General features: G+C 68.6%; 13 protein-coding genes and 5 pseudogenes. 8 read left to right on the top strand and 10 right to left on the bottom strand.

All coding sequences use genetic code 11. The features are described 5' to 3' along the window. The first annotated feature begins 360 nt into the window (after positions 1-360). Positions 361-825 carry a TIGR03618 family F420-dependent PPOX class oxidoreductase gene (locus tag EES42_RS31285; protein ID WP_093538878.1) on the top strand — a complete coding sequence of 155 codons (465 nt, stop codon included), beginning with the start codon at positions 361-363 and terminating at the stop codon, positions 823-825. A gap of 109 nt (positions 826-934) precedes the next feature. Here EES42_RS31285 and EES42_RS31280 read toward each other — a convergent pair whose 3' ends face one another. Further along, the gene (locus EES42_RS31280; RefSeq protein ID WP_124721664.1) at positions 935-1,387 is read right to left on the bottom strand and encodes a PH domain-containing protein; all 453 of its coding nucleotides are present in this window, start codon (positions 1,385-1,387) and stop codon (positions 935-937) included. A gap of 345 nt (positions 1,388-1,732) precedes the next feature. Next, positions 1,733-1,876: pseudogene (locus EES42_RS31270) on the bottom strand (IS5/IS1182 family transposase); the annotation flags it as partial. Here EES42_RS31270 and EES42_RS31265 point away from each other — a divergent pair. Then, positions 1,877-2,098 (top strand): annotated as a pseudogene (locus EES42_RS31265) (transposase family protein); the annotation flags it as partial. It lies immediately after the preceding pseudogene. Between the two features lie 339 nt (positions 2,099-2,437). Here the strand turns inward: EES42_RS31265 and EES42_RS31260 are convergent. Then, positions 2,438-3,937, bottom strand: coding sequence for a DUF6056 family protein (locus EES42_RS31260; RefSeq protein ID WP_124721663.1), 1,500 nt, complete (start codon positions 3,935-3,937; stop codon positions 2,438-2,440). Between the two features lie 57 nt (positions 3,938-3,994). Next, the gene (locus EES42_RS31255) at positions 3,995-5,410 is read right to left on the bottom strand and encodes a glycosyltransferase (protein ID WP_124721662.1); all 1,416 of its coding nucleotides are present in this window, start codon (positions 5,408-5,410) and stop codon (positions 3,995-3,997) included. A 686-nt stretch (positions 5,411-6,096) separates the two neighbouring features. Here EES42_RS31255 and EES42_RS45030 point away from each other — a divergent pair. Together EES42_RS45030 and EES42_RS31245 are read left to right on the top strand one after the other, a co-directional pair. Next, positions 6,097-6,399, top strand: coding sequence for a hypothetical protein (locus EES42_RS45030; RefSeq protein WP_164495377.1), 303 nt, complete (start codon positions 6,097-6,099; stop codon positions 6,397-6,399). 510 nt (positions 6,400-6,909) lie between these two features. Continuing rightward, on the top strand, positions 6,910-8,484 hold the full coding sequence (locus EES42_RS31245; protein ID WP_206433666.1) for a N,N-dimethylformamidase beta subunit family domain-containing protein: 1,575 nt from the start codon (positions 6,910-6,912) through the stop codon (positions 8,482-8,484). Between the two features lie 68 nt (positions 8,485-8,552). Here EES42_RS31245 and EES42_RS31240 read toward each other — a convergent pair. After that, positions 8,553-8,678, bottom strand: a pseudogene (locus tag EES42_RS31240) (IS481 family transposase); the annotation flags it as partial. Positions 8,679-8,984: 306 nt separating this feature from the next. Between EES42_RS31240 and EES42_RS31235 the strand changes: the two are divergent. Next, positions 8,985-10,247 (top strand): ricin-type beta-trefoil lectin domain protein, encoded by a 1,263-nt coding sequence (locus EES42_RS31235; RefSeq protein WP_241196707.1) that lies wholly within the window; start codon positions 8,985-8,987, stop codon positions 10,245-10,247. Between the two features lie 11 nt (positions 10,248-10,258). Here the strand turns inward: EES42_RS31235 and EES42_RS46505 are convergent. Then, a pseudogene (locus tag EES42_RS46505) lies at positions 10,259-10,469 on the bottom strand (hypothetical protein); the annotation flags it as partial. A gap of 695 nt (positions 10,470-11,164) precedes the next feature. Here EES42_RS46505 and EES42_RS31225 point away from each other — a divergent pair. The 3 genes and pseudogenes from EES42_RS31225 (at position 11,165) to EES42_RS31210 (ending at position 13,787) form a co-directional block, all read left to right on the top strand. Then, complete coding sequence (locus tag EES42_RS31225; RefSeq protein ID WP_124721660.1) at positions 11,165-12,229, top strand: 2,3-butanediol dehydrogenase; 1,065 nt, start codon at positions 11,165-11,167, stop codon at positions 12,227-12,229. A gap of 262 nt (positions 12,230-12,491) precedes the next feature. Further along, entirely contained in the window at positions 12,492-13,004 is a 513-nt protein-coding gene (locus EES42_RS31215; protein ID WP_124721658.1) for a HEAT repeat domain-containing protein, read from the top strand. A gap of 87 nt (positions 13,005-13,091) precedes the next feature. Then, positions 13,092-13,787 (top strand): annotated as a pseudogene (locus EES42_RS31210) (restriction endonuclease). Positions 13,788-13,876: 89 nt separating this feature from the next. Here EES42_RS31210 and EES42_RS31205 read toward each other — a convergent pair. From EES42_RS31205 to EES42_RS31195, 4 genes are all read right to left on the bottom strand, one after another. Then, complete coding sequence (locus EES42_RS31205; protein ID WP_124721657.1) at positions 13,877-14,461, bottom strand: TerD family protein; 585 nt, start codon at positions 14,459-14,461, stop codon at positions 13,877-13,879. Positions 14,462-14,916: 455 nt separating this feature from the next. Beyond that, positions 14,917-15,414 carry an aminoglycoside phosphotransferase family protein gene (locus EES42_RS47360; RefSeq protein ID WP_266793042.1) on the bottom strand — a complete coding sequence of 166 codons (498 nt, stop codon included), beginning with the start codon at positions 15,412-15,414 and terminating at the stop codon, positions 14,917-14,919. Between the two features lies 1 nt (position 15,415). Then, positions 15,416-15,811, bottom strand: a complete 396-nt coding sequence (locus EES42_RS47355) for a protein kinase family protein (protein ID WP_266793044.1) — start codon at positions 15,809-15,811, stop codon at positions 15,416-15,418. Between the two features lie 65 nt (positions 15,812-15,876). Then, positions 15,877-16,179, bottom strand: a 303-nt coding sequence (locus tag EES42_RS31195; RefSeq protein WP_124722163.1) for an SDR family oxidoreductase, incomplete at its 5' end; no start/stop codon positions are given.

Below are 16,179 nucleotides of genomic sequence, written 5' to 3'. Positions count from 1 at the left end.
TGCCTGGATCAGCGTGAAGGCCACCAACCAGCTCACCGCCAACCGGCCGAGGCCGAAGCTCTGTCCGAGGTGCTCGACACCTGCGACGTCTGACCCCACCCGGCGGCACCGACCGGAAACCCTGTCCGGTGAACTGCCGGAGTACCGGACGAATCCGTCCGTGCCCTGACTCGCCGCGGGGGAGGAGCAGGACCCCTCAGCCCAGGCACTCTTCCTCTGCGGCGACCCCACCATCCCGACTCCGCAACCCCACGACAGCGGACGGGTGCGCGAAGGACGGCTTCTCGGCATCGCCTTCACCTGGCGGATTCCACGGCTCCCCCGAACTCTCCAGCCGATCATGGTTGATAGCCTCCGGGGATGACTGCGCCTTTCGATGAAGCCGTCCGCGCCCGACTGCAAGCCCCCAACATCTGGTACGTCGGCACCGTGTTCGCCGACGGAGCACCGCAGGTCAGCCCGATGTGGGTGGATCTGGAGGGGGAAAGGGAGCTGACGTTCAACACCTCGGTGGGGCGGGTGAAGGAGGAAAACCTGCGCCGCGACCCCCGCGTCTACCTCTCGCACGCGGACGCCACCGACCCCTTCGACCGAGTGCAGATCAGTGGTGTGGTGGCGCGCTTCATCGAGGGCGAGGAGGCACACGACCGAATGGACCGGCTGGCCCGCAAGTACCTGGGCGTCGATCGCTTCGAGTGGATCATGCCGGAGGAACATCGGGTCGCGGTGATCGTGCGTCCCGTCAAGGTGCGGCACATCGTCGGGGTGGAGCGGTTCCGGCCCGGCGGCCCCGTCCCCGCGCCCGGGCCGGCATACCCGTCCTGACAATCGTCGCCGGCACGACGGCTTCGCCCCGAGGGAGTACGGCAGCGCTGCCCGTCGGCCGAAGAGCTCAGGCCCCGAGCACCACCACTACACGGCCCCGGTCGGATGGTTACCGGCCGTCGATCGGGTCCGGACCAGGAGCGAGCGGGGGGAGTCCGTGGGCGGCGAGGACGCGGTCGGCGAAGTCCCGTTCGGCGAGGGGGACACCATGGGCGGCGAGGAGGGTGAAGAGGTCTGCGAGCCGATGCGGTTCGGTGCCCCGAAGCTGATGGCCGGGGGCGAGACCGAGGACGCCGACGAGCGGTCCGCGGCCGGCAGCGGGGGTCGTGGTCAGGCGCAGACGCATCGTGAGGCGAGGTGCGTCCGAATCGAGGTCCTCACCGAAGGCCCTGTCCAGGCCCGTGATGTCGTGCCAGTGGTAGCGGCGGCGTAGCAGCGCCCTGGAGAGGGTGAGGCCGTCGCTGTCGGCGCGCACCCAGAAGCTGACGGGCGCGGGCAGGGCCACGAGGGGGACCACTGCGGCGACGATCAGCAGGCTGGGGCCGAGGCCCAGCCGATCCACCGCGCCGCTCGCGCCGAGGACGACAGCTGATAGAAGGCCCAGAAGGCATCCGGGCCCTACACCCGAGAAACGCCACAGAAAGCCCAGGCGCACGGTCCGGAACCGGTTCGTTGTGTCCACAGGCTCAATCCTGGAGCCTTGATGTCACGGTTCCGCCACGGTTCCAGGGCCCTGGAGCCACAGTTCCGCAGCGGCTTCCCTGCGCTCCCTGCCGGATCGTGTCGCAGAACTTCTGCCGGAGCTGGGAAGTCCGCCGCGGCCGGCAGCCCACCTGCGCGCTCCCCCAGGCTTCCGTTCGCCGCACTGAGAGAGGGCGTTTGATCCAGGCAGATTGCCCTTTCTGCCCTAGTGGGTTCCTCGCCAGGTGGGGGTGGTTTCGTCAATTATGTGCTTGGTGAGGTTGTCGATCGACGCGATGTGGATCATGGCCTCGGAGCTGGCGGTGAGGGTCTCGTAGTCGCGGGCGAGGCGCCGGTGCATCATGATCCATACCAGGGCGCCAGCAGCTCCATCCGGGTACCCTTCCGCGGCCGTCGCCTCAAGCGGTGGCAGAGCAGGCACAACAGCGCGCACGCCAAGATCCGCTGCCTCGGCGAGCAGGCCATGGCCACCCTGAAGAGCTGGCGCCTCCTGCGAAAGCTCCGCTGCAGCACCAACCGCATCACAGCGATCGTCCAGGCCGTTCTCGTCCTTCATCACACCTCAGCGTGAGGTTGAAAGAGGCTCACTGTGCGTCGTTGCCCGTCGAACGCGGGTGAAACCGCCCAGCGGCTGATCCAGCACGCCTACGACGCGAAGGTGCGGAACACGAAGGCGTTCACGCTCGCGGGAACTGGCTCACCGAGGGGTGTCGCTCGCTCCGTCGACCGTTGAAGACACCATCGAGAAGAGCGAGGCGAGACGACCATCCGCCTCGCCATCTGGGACCAGATCACCGGCGCTGTCGGGCGGCCCACCACAGCTTGAACACAGACCCGGTCCGCAAGCCCACCATGACCCGACACGCCGTCAGACACACCCGTCCAACAACGTGACAGCGCCCGGGGGCCGTCAGGGAAACCGGGGTGAGTAGGTGATGCGCTTGAGGTAGTACCACTGGGCGACGCACTTGGCCGGCCACGGCTTCTGACCGTGCTGGCCGAATGGTTCGCCCAACCCGCTGACCGAGACCGGTGTGTAGGGCAGCACCTGGTCGCCGTGTGCCGCGTGGGTGCGCAGCCACTGGTCCTGGCGGTCCCAGCGCTGGGCCCGCACCTCCATCTCCCCCTCCAGGTGGGCCAGAGGGATGGCAAGTCCGGTGCAGGCCAGGACGCAGACAACTGCCGCGGCCACCGTCGTGGGGGCGAGCAGCCGTTGCCGTGCGCGCAGGACGCGGCCCAGCATGGCACCGACGGTGACCAGGAGCATGACGTAGAGCAGCAGATAGTCGTTCCAGGTGCGGGAGGCGCTGGTCAGGTTCGCTCCGAATGCCGGGCGGGCGACGACAGTGCAGAGATATCCGGAAACCAGGAACGCGATTGCCCCGACGACGACCGGAATGAGAGGCCGCCGCCATAGCAGCCCATGCGTCCGTGGGCCGTCTCCGCGCGCCAGCAGTCCCAGGAGGAGGCCGGCGGCGACGGCCCCGGCGTACTGCCACGTCGAGAGGATCGTTCCCAGGATGTCCGCGAACGCGCGCAGAGATGCCATGAGCTCGTCCGGGCTGAACATTGACGTGGTGTCGGCGCCGAACCGCTCGCGCCGGTTGCGTGCGCCGGGCGACGTGTAGAGGGTGACAGTGCCGATCGCGGTACCGATGAAGGCGAGCGCGCACCACCAGCGGGCAAGCGTCCGGCCGGGGCCCGGCAAGGCCCAGCAACTTGTCAGCAGTGCGAGGGTGAGAACGACGAACAACACGACCGCCGTCTCCTCCGACAGTGTGCCGATGAAGACTCCGGCCATGACCGCGGTCCCGAGGGCGAGGGCGCGGCCCTTCCGGGTGCGTGCGAGCAGCAGCGGGATGACGGAGCCGGCGGCCAGAACTGGCGCGAGAGTGTGGGAGACGGAGGAAGCCGGCCAGTAGAACGTCTTGTAGGTGTTTTGCGTGGCGAAAAGGAAGACGACTGTCATCATCGCCGCTACCAGCGGCGGGATCGCGCGGGCCGTGTGCATCCCGGCGCTGCGGAGCGCTGAGGCGGTCACTGCCCAGAGAATGCCCAGGATGAGAATGCCGGTGACCAGTGCGAACCATCTGTGGCCCGGGACCCCGAACGCGGCGTAGGCGACGACGAGCAGCGCGTTGGCGAGACGTCCATTGTCTTGGAAGTAGAACTTGCCGATGAGACCGGATGCACCGTCGTCCCGGACGACGGGGAGGAAGCACCAGTCGTCCGCTCCCGGGCGGACCAGGCGGCCGATCCAGACCGCCGCGCTCAGGAGGCCGAGCGGCAGCAGGACGAGAGCGGTGGTCCAGACGGTCGTCCCCCGTGACGCGATTCTTTTGTCGATCCCTGTACTGGACCTGCGTTCCGGGTGGGAGAGGGCAGGGGCCTTCGATTCGTCTGCCGTCATGCGTCCTGGTGCCCTTCATGGAGGCGTCGTTCGGATCCGGGCGGCGTGGGTTCCCGGTCAGCGGGCCCGTTGCTCGGCGAGGTCAGTGCCGGAGTTGATTGCCCATCGGGCGAGCAGAAATGAGAGCGGGGTCGCAAGGAGCCCCGCTGCTACGGCGGCGACGTTCTTGCCCATATCCAGGGTATGTACACCGGCAAAGAGAAGAACGCCGGTGAGTGCGAGGTTGACGAGGCTCGAGAGGGGATACCGGAAGAATCCGTGCCATGTCGGCTTCGTGCGACAGGTAATGTACGTATTGAGGAAGAACGACCCCACGATACTGACTGCGAAGCCGATGACATGCGCGATCAGGTAGGGGATCCATCGGTTCAGGGAGGCGTACACCGCCAGATAGACCGCCGTGTTGACGATTCCGATCGACGCGAAGACGAAGAATTGGCGCACGGTACGCGCCTTGGTCGAACCGATCGTGGAGGATGCCATGGCGGTTGCTGACGGGATTTCGGGCGGTTGAGGGTCTGTAACGGTGTGGTGCCCATGTGGGGCACGTAGCTCCGTCTCGCGCACCACGTAGAGCGGCCGGTGTTTCGTTTCGCGGTAGATACGGCCAACATATTCACCGATAATGCCGAGCGTGGCCAGCTGGACACCGCCCAGTGCGACGACAGCGGTCAGCAGGGTGGCGAATCCTGGGACGCGCACACCATGCAGGGCGACGCCGACGATGATCCACAGCGCGTACACCAACGCCGCCGAGAAGAGCGTGAGACCGATGTAGACGGCCAGGCGCAATGGTCGGCTGTTGAAGGAGATCATTCCGTCGATGCCGTAGTTGAGCAGACGTCTCCCGCCCCATTTCGACGTACCGGCGGCGCGGCTGACGTTGTGGTAGGTGAAGCTGACGGTGTCGAAGCCGATCCAGGAAAAGATTCCCTTGGAGAACCGGTTGGCTTCGGGCAGGGCGAGCACTGCGTCGACGGCAGGACGGGACAGCAGCCGGAAGTCTCCCTCGCCGTCGGTGATGTCGACATCCATCCAGTGCCCCACCACGCGGTAGTAGGCCGTGCTGACGAGGCTGCGCACCAGGCCGTCCCCCGAACGGTCCCGCCGCGCGACGACCTGGTCGTAGCCCCGCTGTCTCAGCTCCAGTATCCGGGGAACGAGTGAGGGCGGGTGCTGAAGGTCGGCATCCATGAGAATCACGTCGTTACCCCGGGACATACGCAATCCGGCAAGCATCGCGGCCTCCTTGCCGAAATTCCGGCTGAAGGAGGTGTAGCGGACCCGCGGATCTGCGGCAGCGAGAGCGCGCAGCTGCTCCCTGGTCGCGTCCCGGCTGCCGTCGTCGACATAACAGACTTCGAAGCTGTGTCGAGTCGTTCCAAGAACGGCAAACAGTGTTCGGTGAAATCGCCCGATCACCTCATCCTCATTGAAACAAGGAACTACGATCGAAACCTGGCACTCCGTCATTCGCATCCCTGGCAGGTGTGGTCAGGACAAGCATGAGTCCGTGTCTACTGAACGTCTCGACCTGGCGTCCGTCAAACGATTCTGTAGACCCTGTTGTTCTTGGCGACGTCTCCAGCCGAATCACGACACGAGATGGCACCGAATGGGTGCAGCATCCGTCTTGCCGCTGGCCGAAAGGGACCTTGGCGGCGCGGCCTGACAGGTTGGCGGTGATTTCCTCCCTGCGCAGTGCAGTGTTCTTCGAACGGAGGGTTATGCAGACTCGGCTCCATCAACGGCACATGTGCTCATGTTGTGCTGAATCATGGGGTGCTTAGTCATCTTCTGGGAAAGTTCAGATTTTTTGCCCTGAACGGTCCTACTGTCCTGTCGCGAGCAGGGCCTCCTGAGAAGCGGAAGACTCAGGGCCCGGCCGAACGGACGGGCCACAGCCACGCCAATCCGGGGAGGCGAGGCATGCCGTGGTTGGCGAGTTCGGCGGCGTTCGCGGCCGAGCCGCTTCCTCCCGTACACGGTGAAGATGACCCGGCAGCGCGGGGCGGGAGCTTTGATCTCCCGCGCCGTACGCAGCGCTTCCTCGAAGGCAGGCCGTACGTGGAAGCGTGGGTGTGGTAGGCGGAGACGACCGCACCGCCGCGGCGCGATCGGCAGGGCGAGCCGGGGGGCGCGCACCCTTGGGACAGGGCGTGCTGTTCGACGTCGTCGGCGTCCACGCAGAAGTGGTCCGCCACGCGACCATCGGACGCGACCCCGCATGCCGTGCGGAGCAGGCAGACTTCCACGTCGAAGCGGTGCTCGCCACAACACCGGTCTTCCGTGATTTCCAACAGGCAGACCACACCTGGGCCTCGGCAGAAACTCAGCAATCCATTGACGAGGGCCACATTGGTCGAGACGGTGGCCACCGCTGGTTTGTTCGCCGGCCCTTCCCAGGGGCCGTACTACGCATCGTTCACTCTCGTCAGCGTGATCTGTTGCCATTGATTTGAGTGGTCCTAGCGGGTGCCTCGGCTTGAGCTCGGATGCCGGCGAGGCGGCAGGAGTCAGTGTCGGCCTCAATGCTTCTGCGGTTGAAAGTGAGGCGGTCGACGAAGCAGGGTGGCGGACTACCGGCGCTTGCGGCGCCGGGCTCCGCAGAATTCGGGCCAGATCGGCGGAACGAAGTGGAACCGGACCCAAGCCAAGATACTGAGCCGACTGATCGTCCACGTTCCCGCGGAGTGACTCTTTGTCACCGGGCTATTGCCGGGCCAGGACTCCGAGGAGTTCACCGAGCCATGTGGTGCCGAATTGTAGCCTGGAGCCGGCGCGGCAGTTCCACGCCCGTGAGAAGCAACTGCGAGTGCCCTGCGAGCGCGCCGAGCACCTGAGGTCGGGAGATTTGCGATCCCACGACACGATGCGGCGCGGTCTCCGTTCGGCGCTGCCTCGTCGTCTTCGAGCCCGTGGCGGGGGACGATGGCTGGTGACAGTGTCGAGGAACGGGTTCGGCGGACGCTATGAAGCACGGGGAAAGGCAGGACGCCGGAATTCCTGGCCGGCTGGACCGCAGGCTCTTCCTTGCTGCGGCAGCGAGCGGGGCGATGGCGGGCGGCGTGGCAGTGACCGGTTGCCACTCCTCCGGGACAGGCGCGCCCACCCCGCCCGGCGCCGGCCGCCGCGCCGAGAGAAGGGAAAGCTCTCGGGCGGGGGACGCCGACTGGCGGGTCCGTTCGATGGGTCCGCCCGGGGCCATCGAGGGCTATGCCGACAAGGTGAGCGTGTTGCCGGGCGAGGAGTTCGGCCTGTACGTCTCCACCACCGCCCCGGCGTTCCGGGTCTCGGCCTACCGCGTCGGCTGGTACGACGGGGCGCAGGCGCGACTGGTCTGGCGTTCGCACCGTGTGACCGGGTCAGTCCAGGCCCGTCCCCGGCTGGTCCGGGCAACCCGTACTGTACGGGCGGATTGGCACCGCACACTCCCCGTCCATACGGGCGGCTGGCCGGAGGGAGCGTATTTGCTCCGGCTGGACTCGGAAGACGCCCACCAGCGCTACGTGCCGCTGATCGTCCGCTCGGCGAGCGCCGCTGGCAGCATCGTGTTGATGCACGCCCCGGCAACATGGCAGGCGTACAACCTGTGGGGCGGCTACAGCCTTTACCAGGGCGAGAACGGTGCGTACGGCACGCGGTCGCTTGCCGTCAGCTTCAACCGGCCCTACGACGGCATCGGCGCCGAGAAGTTCATGGCTTACGAACGGGCGGTGGTGGTCCTGGCGGAGAAGCTGGGTATCCCGCTCGCCTACACCACTGGCCTGGACATCCATCGCGACCCTGGCATTCTCCACAACGCGGCCGGAGCTGTCTCGCTGGGACATGACGAGTACTGGACGCCACAGCAACGGGCGCACGTCACCCGGGCGCGCGACACAGGTACGAACGTGGCCTTCCTCGGGGCCAACACCTGCTTCCGCAGAGTCAGGCTGGAGCCGGACGACACCGGCGCTGACCGCACCGTCGTCTGCTACAAGACCGACTACCGGAACGACCCCTACCTCGCCGACCACCCGGACATGCCGACCAACGACTTTCGCCAGCCACCCGGCGCCTCCCCCGAGTCCTCTCTGACCGGTGTCCTCTACGAGGGCTATCCCGTGGACGCCCCGTACGTCGTCCGCCGGAGCGACCACTGGCTCTTCGAGGGGACAGGAGTGAAGCGAGGAGCCTCCTTCGACCATCTGATCGGGGTGGAGTACGACCGGGTCACCCCCGGCATGCCCACCCCGGCACCGATCGAGATCATCGCCCATTCCCCCCTCGTCTGTAACGGCAGGCCCAGTTACGCCGACTCCGCCTACTACACCGTGCCGAGCGGGGCGGGCGTCTTCGCCTCCGGGACGATGCGGTGGGTCGAGGCCCTGATGGCGGGAACCCACGAGAACGGACGCAACCACGGCATGGACGCCCGTACGGGAGCATTCGTCACCCGCAGCACGGAGAATCTGCTCCACGCCTTCGCGGCGGGCCCGTGTGGCCGGAACAGGCCAGAGCTCGCGGACGATGTGAGAGAGGTGTACGCGTCCGCACCACGCTGACACCATCAGCACCGCCCCGTCGGAGAAAGCCGTTCGCAGCCGGGGAGCCTGGCTGTCGGCGAGGGCCAGGTGTATTGCCCTGTGAGGTTGGGGACGCGGCTGGCGAGTGGTCTGCCTGCGAGTGCGGTGTGTCCGCGGTGGTGATTGCAGGTGGGCAGCCATTGCGGGAACGCGTCGCGTCGTTCGGCTTCTGAGCAGCACCTCCTTTGCCTCCGGGCTGCTCGTCGGTGTGTCGGTTGCTTCTGCTCCGTCCGCTGGAAGATCCTCAGTCGGGGGATCGGCAGCGGCGAAAGGAGCCCTCGGTGGGCTGGAGAAGGCGTCACCCGGGCTGGCCCTCCCGCACGCCGGAGACTGCGGCGGCGCTGATCGTCTGTGCCCTGCTGGGATCCGCCTGCTCGGCAATGCCCGATTCGTTTCCTGGCACGGGCACGACGGCCGGGTCGTCCCGTCCGGCCGCGCACGCGAAAGACCCGGTGCAGTGCCGTCGCACACTGGTCGGCGTGGCGCATCCTGATGACGACCTGTTCTTTCTGAATCCGGAGATCAGACAGACCATCCGCGCCGGGTGCCCGGTAGACACGGTGTATCTGACCGCCGGTGACGGCGGCAAGAAGAACCGGGCCGAGGCACTCGAGTACGTGGACCGCAGGGAGTACGGGGTGAGGGCGGCCTACGCGGAGATGGCGGAGGCGGCCAACCGCTGGGAACGGTCGGATGTGCGGGCGGACGGCGTCCGGGTCAGGTCCTACCGGCTAGCGGACGCCGCCAGAAACACCGATGTGCGGCTGACGTTCCTGGACCTCCACGACGGACTGCCGCGCGGCCAGGAGGCGAACAGTCTGCTCAGGCTGTTCGACCAGGACAAGAAGAGCATTGAGCCGTTCCAGAGCACCGCGAGCTACACGGAGGACCGGCTGCTCGCGGTGGTCTCCGCGCTGGTCAGGCTGAGTCGGGCAGGGCGCATCCTGACGATGGATCATGACAATGCCTCGTTCGCCTTCGGGCTCGGCGGCGGTGTCGACCACGCCGACCACGGAGTCGGCGCCCGGTACTTCCGCAGGGTGGGCTACGCGCTCGGGGTTCCCGTGTCGGCCTACCTCGGCTACACCATGTCGCCGCTGACACCGAATCTCAACCCCGGAGCCTCGGCCGAGAAGGACGAGGTGGCGCGCTGGTATCTCGCCAACCGGAAGTGCCGGGCCACCGGGACGTGCGCGAACGCCACCGCCTACAAAGGCCCGCTCCAAAAGGACTGGAGCCTGTGGATCCACCGGCAGTACCAGCAGAACCACCGGCCCCCACGCGCCGGGGAGATCCTCGGGGACGTCGGCCGGACGACGTACTTCACCGGAAGGGAACCGTCACAGTGCCTCCACGCCGCCACCGGGCCGGCGATCTCTGGTACAGCCGACATCCGCGGCTGTGACGGATCAGCCGCGCAGAAGTGGGACATGAGGAAGGACGGGACGATCAGGCCCCGGCTCGACCGCGACTCCTGTCTGACCGCGAACTCAACGGCTGTCGGACTTGAGCGGTGCGAGGGAGGCCGCGGGAGCCAGCGGTGGATCCGTGAGCCGTGGCAGAGCACGACCTGGAAACGTAGCGCCTGGCGGATCATGGGCAGTGACCATCGCTGCCTCTTCCAGGACGACCGCGAACTCCCCACCCGCTGGGACGACCGCGCCCGGCAGAACCCCGAGCTGAAGCTCTCCGGCTGCGGCACGCAGCCCCGGCCCGAACTGTACTGGCGTTGGAGCGGCTGAGCTCCCGTATTCTCGGTCGGCGCCTCACCGAATCGCGTCAGCGCCAGTGCTCCCGCCACCGCCACTACGAACCACGCGACCGTCGGCCACAGAGGGCCTTCGCGTGGCCGGGCGAGGGCTGCCAGCGCAGGGCCGACCGGTTTCACCCAGCACCATATCTGCCGTTGCCACTGCGGCCGAGCCGCGCTGAAACGCCGAGGTGAGTAGGAGGAACCCGGCCCCCCGGCAGCGGACCGGAGTGGGCCTCGATCGGGTTGGCCTGGGAGGCGTAGGCCGGGTGAAGCACAGCCCGGCCTGGTTCTTCTTCGCACGCAGGTCACAATGGGAGTGGCCTCGACGGCGTTCGGCTACGAGGGGAGTGTCGTTGTCCATCGACCGCCTGCAAACCCATCAGCCCCGCAGCGCTGAATGTGCCAAGCCTCGGTCCTGTCCGAGCCGATGGTCACGGACTCCGCCTTGTTGGCTGTTGCCGATCCGCTCACCCAAGGTCTCCAGGACGTCTTCAGGCGCAGTTGCGTACGCCTGGCGCCCACCGGACCTTGTCGGCGGTCGGGGTCGGGATCCGGTAGACCGGGGTGGTGAGGTCGCGGCGGATCCGGGTGCGGGGGAAAGAACCGGCGCTCCCGAGTGAATGTCGTGCCCTCCACGGCGCCAGCACATCCGGTGGCCGCCCGACCAGCGCGACAACGTCGGTCGGACGCCGAGGCCGCACCGTTTTCGGCGCCGACCGCGCCCGTGCCCCGTACGGGCAGCCCGGCGGGCATGGTGGCGCGCCACGACGCGCGCCCGGACGGACCGGACCGTAACGTTGACCGAGGGCGTGCACGAGACGGGCGAGGCGCGGACCCCGTTCCACGGCGGGAGGACGCCCCCGGGGGTGTGAGCAGCACACAGCACAGCCGAAGGAGCGATCCCAGGTGAAGGCCGCACGCTATTACGACCGAGGTGACATCCGCATCGAGGACGTCCCGGAGCCCGCCGTACGGCCGGGCACCGTGGGCATCGATGTCGCGTACTGCGGGATCTGCGGCACCGACCTGCACGAGTACCTCGACGGACCCATCTTCGTCCCGTCGGCCGGCCACCCGCACCCGGTCTCCGGCGAATCCGCACCCGTCACACTCGGCCACGAGATGTCCGGCACCGTTTACGCGGTCGGCGAAGGCGTCGACGACCTGAAACCGGGCGACCGCGTCGTCGTCGAGCCCTACATCCTGCGCCCGGACGTCGACACCAGCGAGAACAACCCGACCTACCACCTCTCGCCCGACATGAACTTCATCGGACTCGGCGGCCGGGGCGGCGGACTCGCGGAGAAGATCGTCGTCGAACGCCGCTGGGTCCACCCGGTCGGAGACGTCCCCCTCGACCAGGCGGCACTCATCGAACCGCTCTCGGTCGGATACCACGCCTTCCAGCGCTCGGGCGCGAAGGCCGGCGACTTCGCCCTCGTCGGCGGCGCCGGCCCCATCGGCCTGCTCACCTGCGCGGTGCTCAAGGCCATGGGGATCCAGGTCGCGGTCACCGAACTCAGCTCGCTGCGCCGGCAGAAGGCCCTGGACACCGGGGTCGCCGACCACGTCATCGACCCCGCCACCACCGACGTCACCGAAGAGGTACACCGCCTCACCGGCGGCAGGGGAGCGGACGTCGCCTACGAGGCCACCTCCGTCAACGCGGTCCTTGACACCCTGATGGACGCCGTCCGGCCCGGCGGCGTCATCACCGTCATCTCGATCTGGGGCAAGCCCGCCTCGCTCGACATGCAGAAACTCGTCCTCAAGGAGATCGACCTGCGCGGCACCATCGCGTACGTCAACTCCCACCCGCAGACCATCGAACTCGTACGGGAGGGCCGCGTGGACCTGGCCCCGTTCATCAGCGGGACCATCGGCCTGGACGACCTCGTCACCCAGGGCTTCGACACCCTGATCCACCACAACGAGACAGCCGTCAAGATCCTGGTCGACCCCCGCGCCTGACACCGCGCCCCGGCACGCCACTGCATCTTCCAGGACCCCCACGGCGACCGCCCGCACCACCACCCGCCGGTCCTTCCGGCAGTCCACCGCCCCGGAACGGCGGGCGGCCGCCCGCCCGGCCCCGGCCCCCGGGCGGCAGGCACCGGCCGTCGCGCCGCCACCGCCGCGCCCCCGACGCCAGGAACCACGGCAGGACCCGAGGGCCCGGAGACCACCGGCTTGACCTTGGCACGGTGACAACGCTTTCACTCGGAGACAGGAGGTGGTCCCGATCAACCCGACCCACACCACCGCACGACAGACCCGGCCGGCCGCCGCCCTGCGGGCCGAGGCACCCTCGGTCCGGCTCCAGGCGGCCCTGACGGCCGGCTCCGCCCCCGCCGTCCTGGAGACCCTCGTCGAGCGGTGCGCGGCCGAACCCGACTTCTTCGCACGGGACATGCTCTCCTGGGCGCTGACCCGCCTCCCGCCGCGGACCGTCCTGCCCCGGATCCGCGAGGAACTCGGCTCCGCACACCCCCGGACCCGCAGCCAGGCACTCCACACACTCTCCAAGATCAACGACAGGAGCACCTGGGCCTGGATCACCCGCCCCATGCTGCGCGACCCCGACGACGAGACCGCACGCACCGCCTGGCGTACCGCGGTCCTCCTCGTCCCCGAGGGCGAGGAGGAGAACCTGGCCGACGAACTGCCCTGCAACTCGGGCCGGGGCGGCCGTGACGTACGCCTGAGCCGGGCCCTGGCCGGCCTCGGCGCGGCCAGGGCGCCCTGACCCTGCTGGGGCAACTGTCCAGCGGCATCACCCAGGCCGGCCGGTGACCCCCGCAGGCGCCGTCCCACGGCGGCCGGACGCCCGCCGGTGCGACGGCGCACCCGTACCCGTACCTGCCGCCCCTACCGGCGGCCGCGGCGGCGGGTACAGGAGGGACCCGGCCGGCCTCCTCGTGGCCGCGGTCCCGGCCGTCGCCGTGGCGGTTACCGTCGTCAACTGGCTGCTGGCCCACCGGCGGGTCCTGATCGCCCTAGGCGACCTCGCCCTGTTCGCCGGAGGACTCCTGCGCCACCGGAAGCGGGAACGGGCCCGGTGGGAAGCGGCCCGCACCCGGGGCCTGCGCTACGGCCTGGCCCAGCTGGACGCACTGCACCACACCCGGTTCGAGGACGCGGTACGCGAACTGATGCACTGTGACGGCTGCCGGGACGCGACCCGCGTCGGCGCCGGCGGAGACCTGGGCGCCGACGTGAAAGCCACCGAGCCCTACGGGCGGCGCTGGGTCATCCAATGCAAGCACCGCCGCGACGGCCTGTCCGGCTCCGCCGTCGGCACCCCGGACTTCCAGGTCCTCAACGGCACCGCCCGCCAGGTCCACGGCGCCGACATCGCGGTGATCGTCACAAACGGCCGGGTCACTGCCCCCGCCGTCACCTTCGCCCGGCAGCAGCGCCTCCACGTCGTCGACCGCCACACCCTCGGCACATGGGCCGCTGGCCAGGCCCCCTGTGGGAACTACTCCCAGCCGTACCACCACCTTGCAGACCCGCTCCGCCCTCCTGAACACCGCGGACCCACGCGGGACCGCCAGGCCCTCCACCGGACGGACAGGGACACGGCCGGGCCGGTCGACGCGGATCGCCCTCCGCGGATTACTTGCTGACGGCGAAACGCATCAGGGCGTGCTCGTTGCCCTGCTTGATCTTCCCCGTCGTGTTGATCACTTCGAGTTTCCAGGCGCCGCCGACACGTACGACCTTGGCCACCGCGCAGCCGTTGTCCTGGGTGAGCAGGCTCGGCCAGATGTCGGCGACCTGCTGGGAGCTCCCCCCGGTCGCGTCGTACACCTTGAAGCTGATGTTCCGCGCCTTCTGGAAGGAACTCCCCTTCTTGTAGGCGGCGGCGACGAACACGATCGAGGTGATGTTGGGTGGTATCCGCGCGAACTCGACCGTCACCGTCTCGTCGTCCCCATCGCCGCGCCCGGTCTGGTTGTCACCGCTGTGGACCAAGGACCCGTTGCCCATGGGATCGAGGGAGTCGAGCCCCGCCAGGCGCACCGGATCCCCGTCCTGCATCGCGATGGCGATCAGATCGAGGTCGGTACCCGACTTGCGGCGGAGCATTCCCATCATCCCGCCGCTGCTGCCCGCGGTCGGATCCCAGGACACCCCGATGGACAGGTGGGTCACCCCGTCCAGATCGGCCGGTCCGTCTTCCTTCTTGAGCGTAATCATGTGTGAATCATCCTCTGGACCAGGAACATCTGACACACAGAGTGTGCCTTGTGCCCTCCCGGTCCTTACCTGCCCGGCCGACAACCGGACCGGCGGATCGGGAAGAGGGCGGTGCCACCCCGACCTGGGGAACTCCGGGCTGGGCGGCAAAACTCCTCACACCTGACAGAGCGCGGGAACGGTCCCACGGCGCCCGCGGCTCCCGGTTGTTCCCGCGGGCGCTTTCGGCCGGTCCCTGGATGACGATCGGGTCGGCCACCGTGGTGCAGCCGGTTCCGATCACCACGAGCGTTTCCACCAGCACGGTTTTGAGGATCTTGCCGAAGACCGTGACGGAGCCGGCGCAGTAGATCTGGGTCGAGCTCTGCTTCGGGTCGCGGAGCACGACCGGCCCTCGGTTCGGGTACGGCAGAACGTGAAGGGTCGCGTGGAGCCGGCGGAGCGGCAGGCGCGGATCACCGGGACAAGGCGAGCAGTTCGTCGATCACCGGCCCTTCGCCATCGCCGCCGAGGTGGGCGATGGCAGCGAACGGAGCGATCACCCGGCTCCAGGCCTGGAGCCGGTCGCCGTCGAGCCCGCATGTCGCCGCGACGCGCGCACAGCGGGTTCCGACGCCCTCCAGCCCGACGCCCGCCACGACGTAGTCCACGGCGTCGAAGCACGGATCGCCGACGCAGGCCTTCGGGTCGATGGCCATGAGGCCGCACCCGGGGCCGCCGTCGAGCACGTTGCCCAGGTGCAGGTCGCCGTGGAGCAGCACCGTTGCTGTCTTTGTGTCCAGCAGCCGCTCGCACCGCTGGACGGCCCTGTCCCAGGTGGCGACATCCATCCGCGCGCCGATCGCGGGCTCGGATAGGCGTCTGCCGACCCGGGCGAAGGCCTCCTTGCACCGCCCGCGCAGCACGCGCGTCGGCGCCGACGGGGAGGGGACCCCGTGCAGGGCGGCGAGCACTTTACCACTGTTGCGGAAGCGAGGCGGCCGGCATGTTCTCCGCCGGTGTCCCGGGCCCGATCTCCTCCAGCACCATCGCCCCCGCTTCCTCGTCGACGGCCAGCACGGAGGGCACCCGGCCCGAGGCGGCGAACCACCCCAGCATGCGGGCCTGCTCGGCCAGGAGGGCCCGCTCCGGACCGATCTTCAGCACCGTGGGCGTGCCGTCGGGCCAGCGGCACCGCAACGTGACCGACGAGGCGCCGTCCGGCAGGGGCCCGCCGAGCGAGAGTCCACACCGGGACGTCAGCCGCGCGACGAGATCCGGCGTGCCGACGCACCATTCGGCAACCCGGGGGCCGAATCGACGTACCGACCGTGCGGTGACGCTCTCCACATCCACCAGCCGTCGTTTCACCCGGGACAGCGTGCCGTTCGCACGGCCCCGTGCCACCGCGGATCGTGGGTTCGGGGACCGGGGTGTCAGTGCAGTGTGTACCCGCCGTCGGGGTAGAGCGTGGATCCGGTCGTGTATCCGTTGGTGAAGAGAAACAGGACCGTGTGTGCCACCTCGTCCTCGGTGCCGAGCCGCTGCAGCACGGTGTCCCGGCGGTACTGGACGAACGCGGCCTCCCGGTCCGGCGCGGGCCGGCCTGCCCACAGGTTCCCGTCGATGGTGCCGGGCGAGACGACATTGACGCGTACCGGGGCGAGTTCCACGGCGAGCCCGCGTCCCAGTCCCTCGATCGCGGCGTTGCAGGCCGCGTAGGCGGGGGCGGGGCCGGG

This window comes from Streptomyces sp. ADI95-17 (genome assembly GCF_003846175.1).
Classification (GTDB): Bacteria; Actinomycetota; Actinomycetes; order Streptomycetales; family Streptomycetaceae; genus Streptomyces; species Streptomyces sanglieri.
Note: the sequence above shows the minus strand (reverse complement) of the source record. Positions and strands in the feature narration are given on the sequence as shown.

Excerpts from the sequence above, each read along its gene's own strand:
- EES42_RS31285 (WP_093538878.1), top strand. The coding sequence starts at position 361 with ATGACTGCGCCTTTCGATGAAGCCGTCCGCGCCCGACTGCAAGCCCCC.
- EES42_RS31260 (WP_124721663.1), bottom strand. The coding sequence starts at position 3,937 with ATGACGGCAGACGAATCGAAGGCCCCTGCCCTCTCCCACCCGGAACGC.
- EES42_RS31255 (WP_124721662.1), bottom strand. The coding sequence starts at position 5,410 with ATGACGGAGTGCCAGGTTTCGATCGTAGTTCCTTGTTTCAATGAGGAT.
- EES42_RS31245 (WP_206433666.1), top strand. The coding sequence starts at position 6,910 with ATGAAGCACGGGGAAAGGCAGGACGCCGGAATTCCTGGCCGGCTGGAC.
- EES42_RS31205 (WP_124721657.1), bottom strand. The coding sequence starts at position 14,461 with ATGATTACGCTCAAGAAGGAAGACGGACCGGCCGATCTGGACGGGGTG.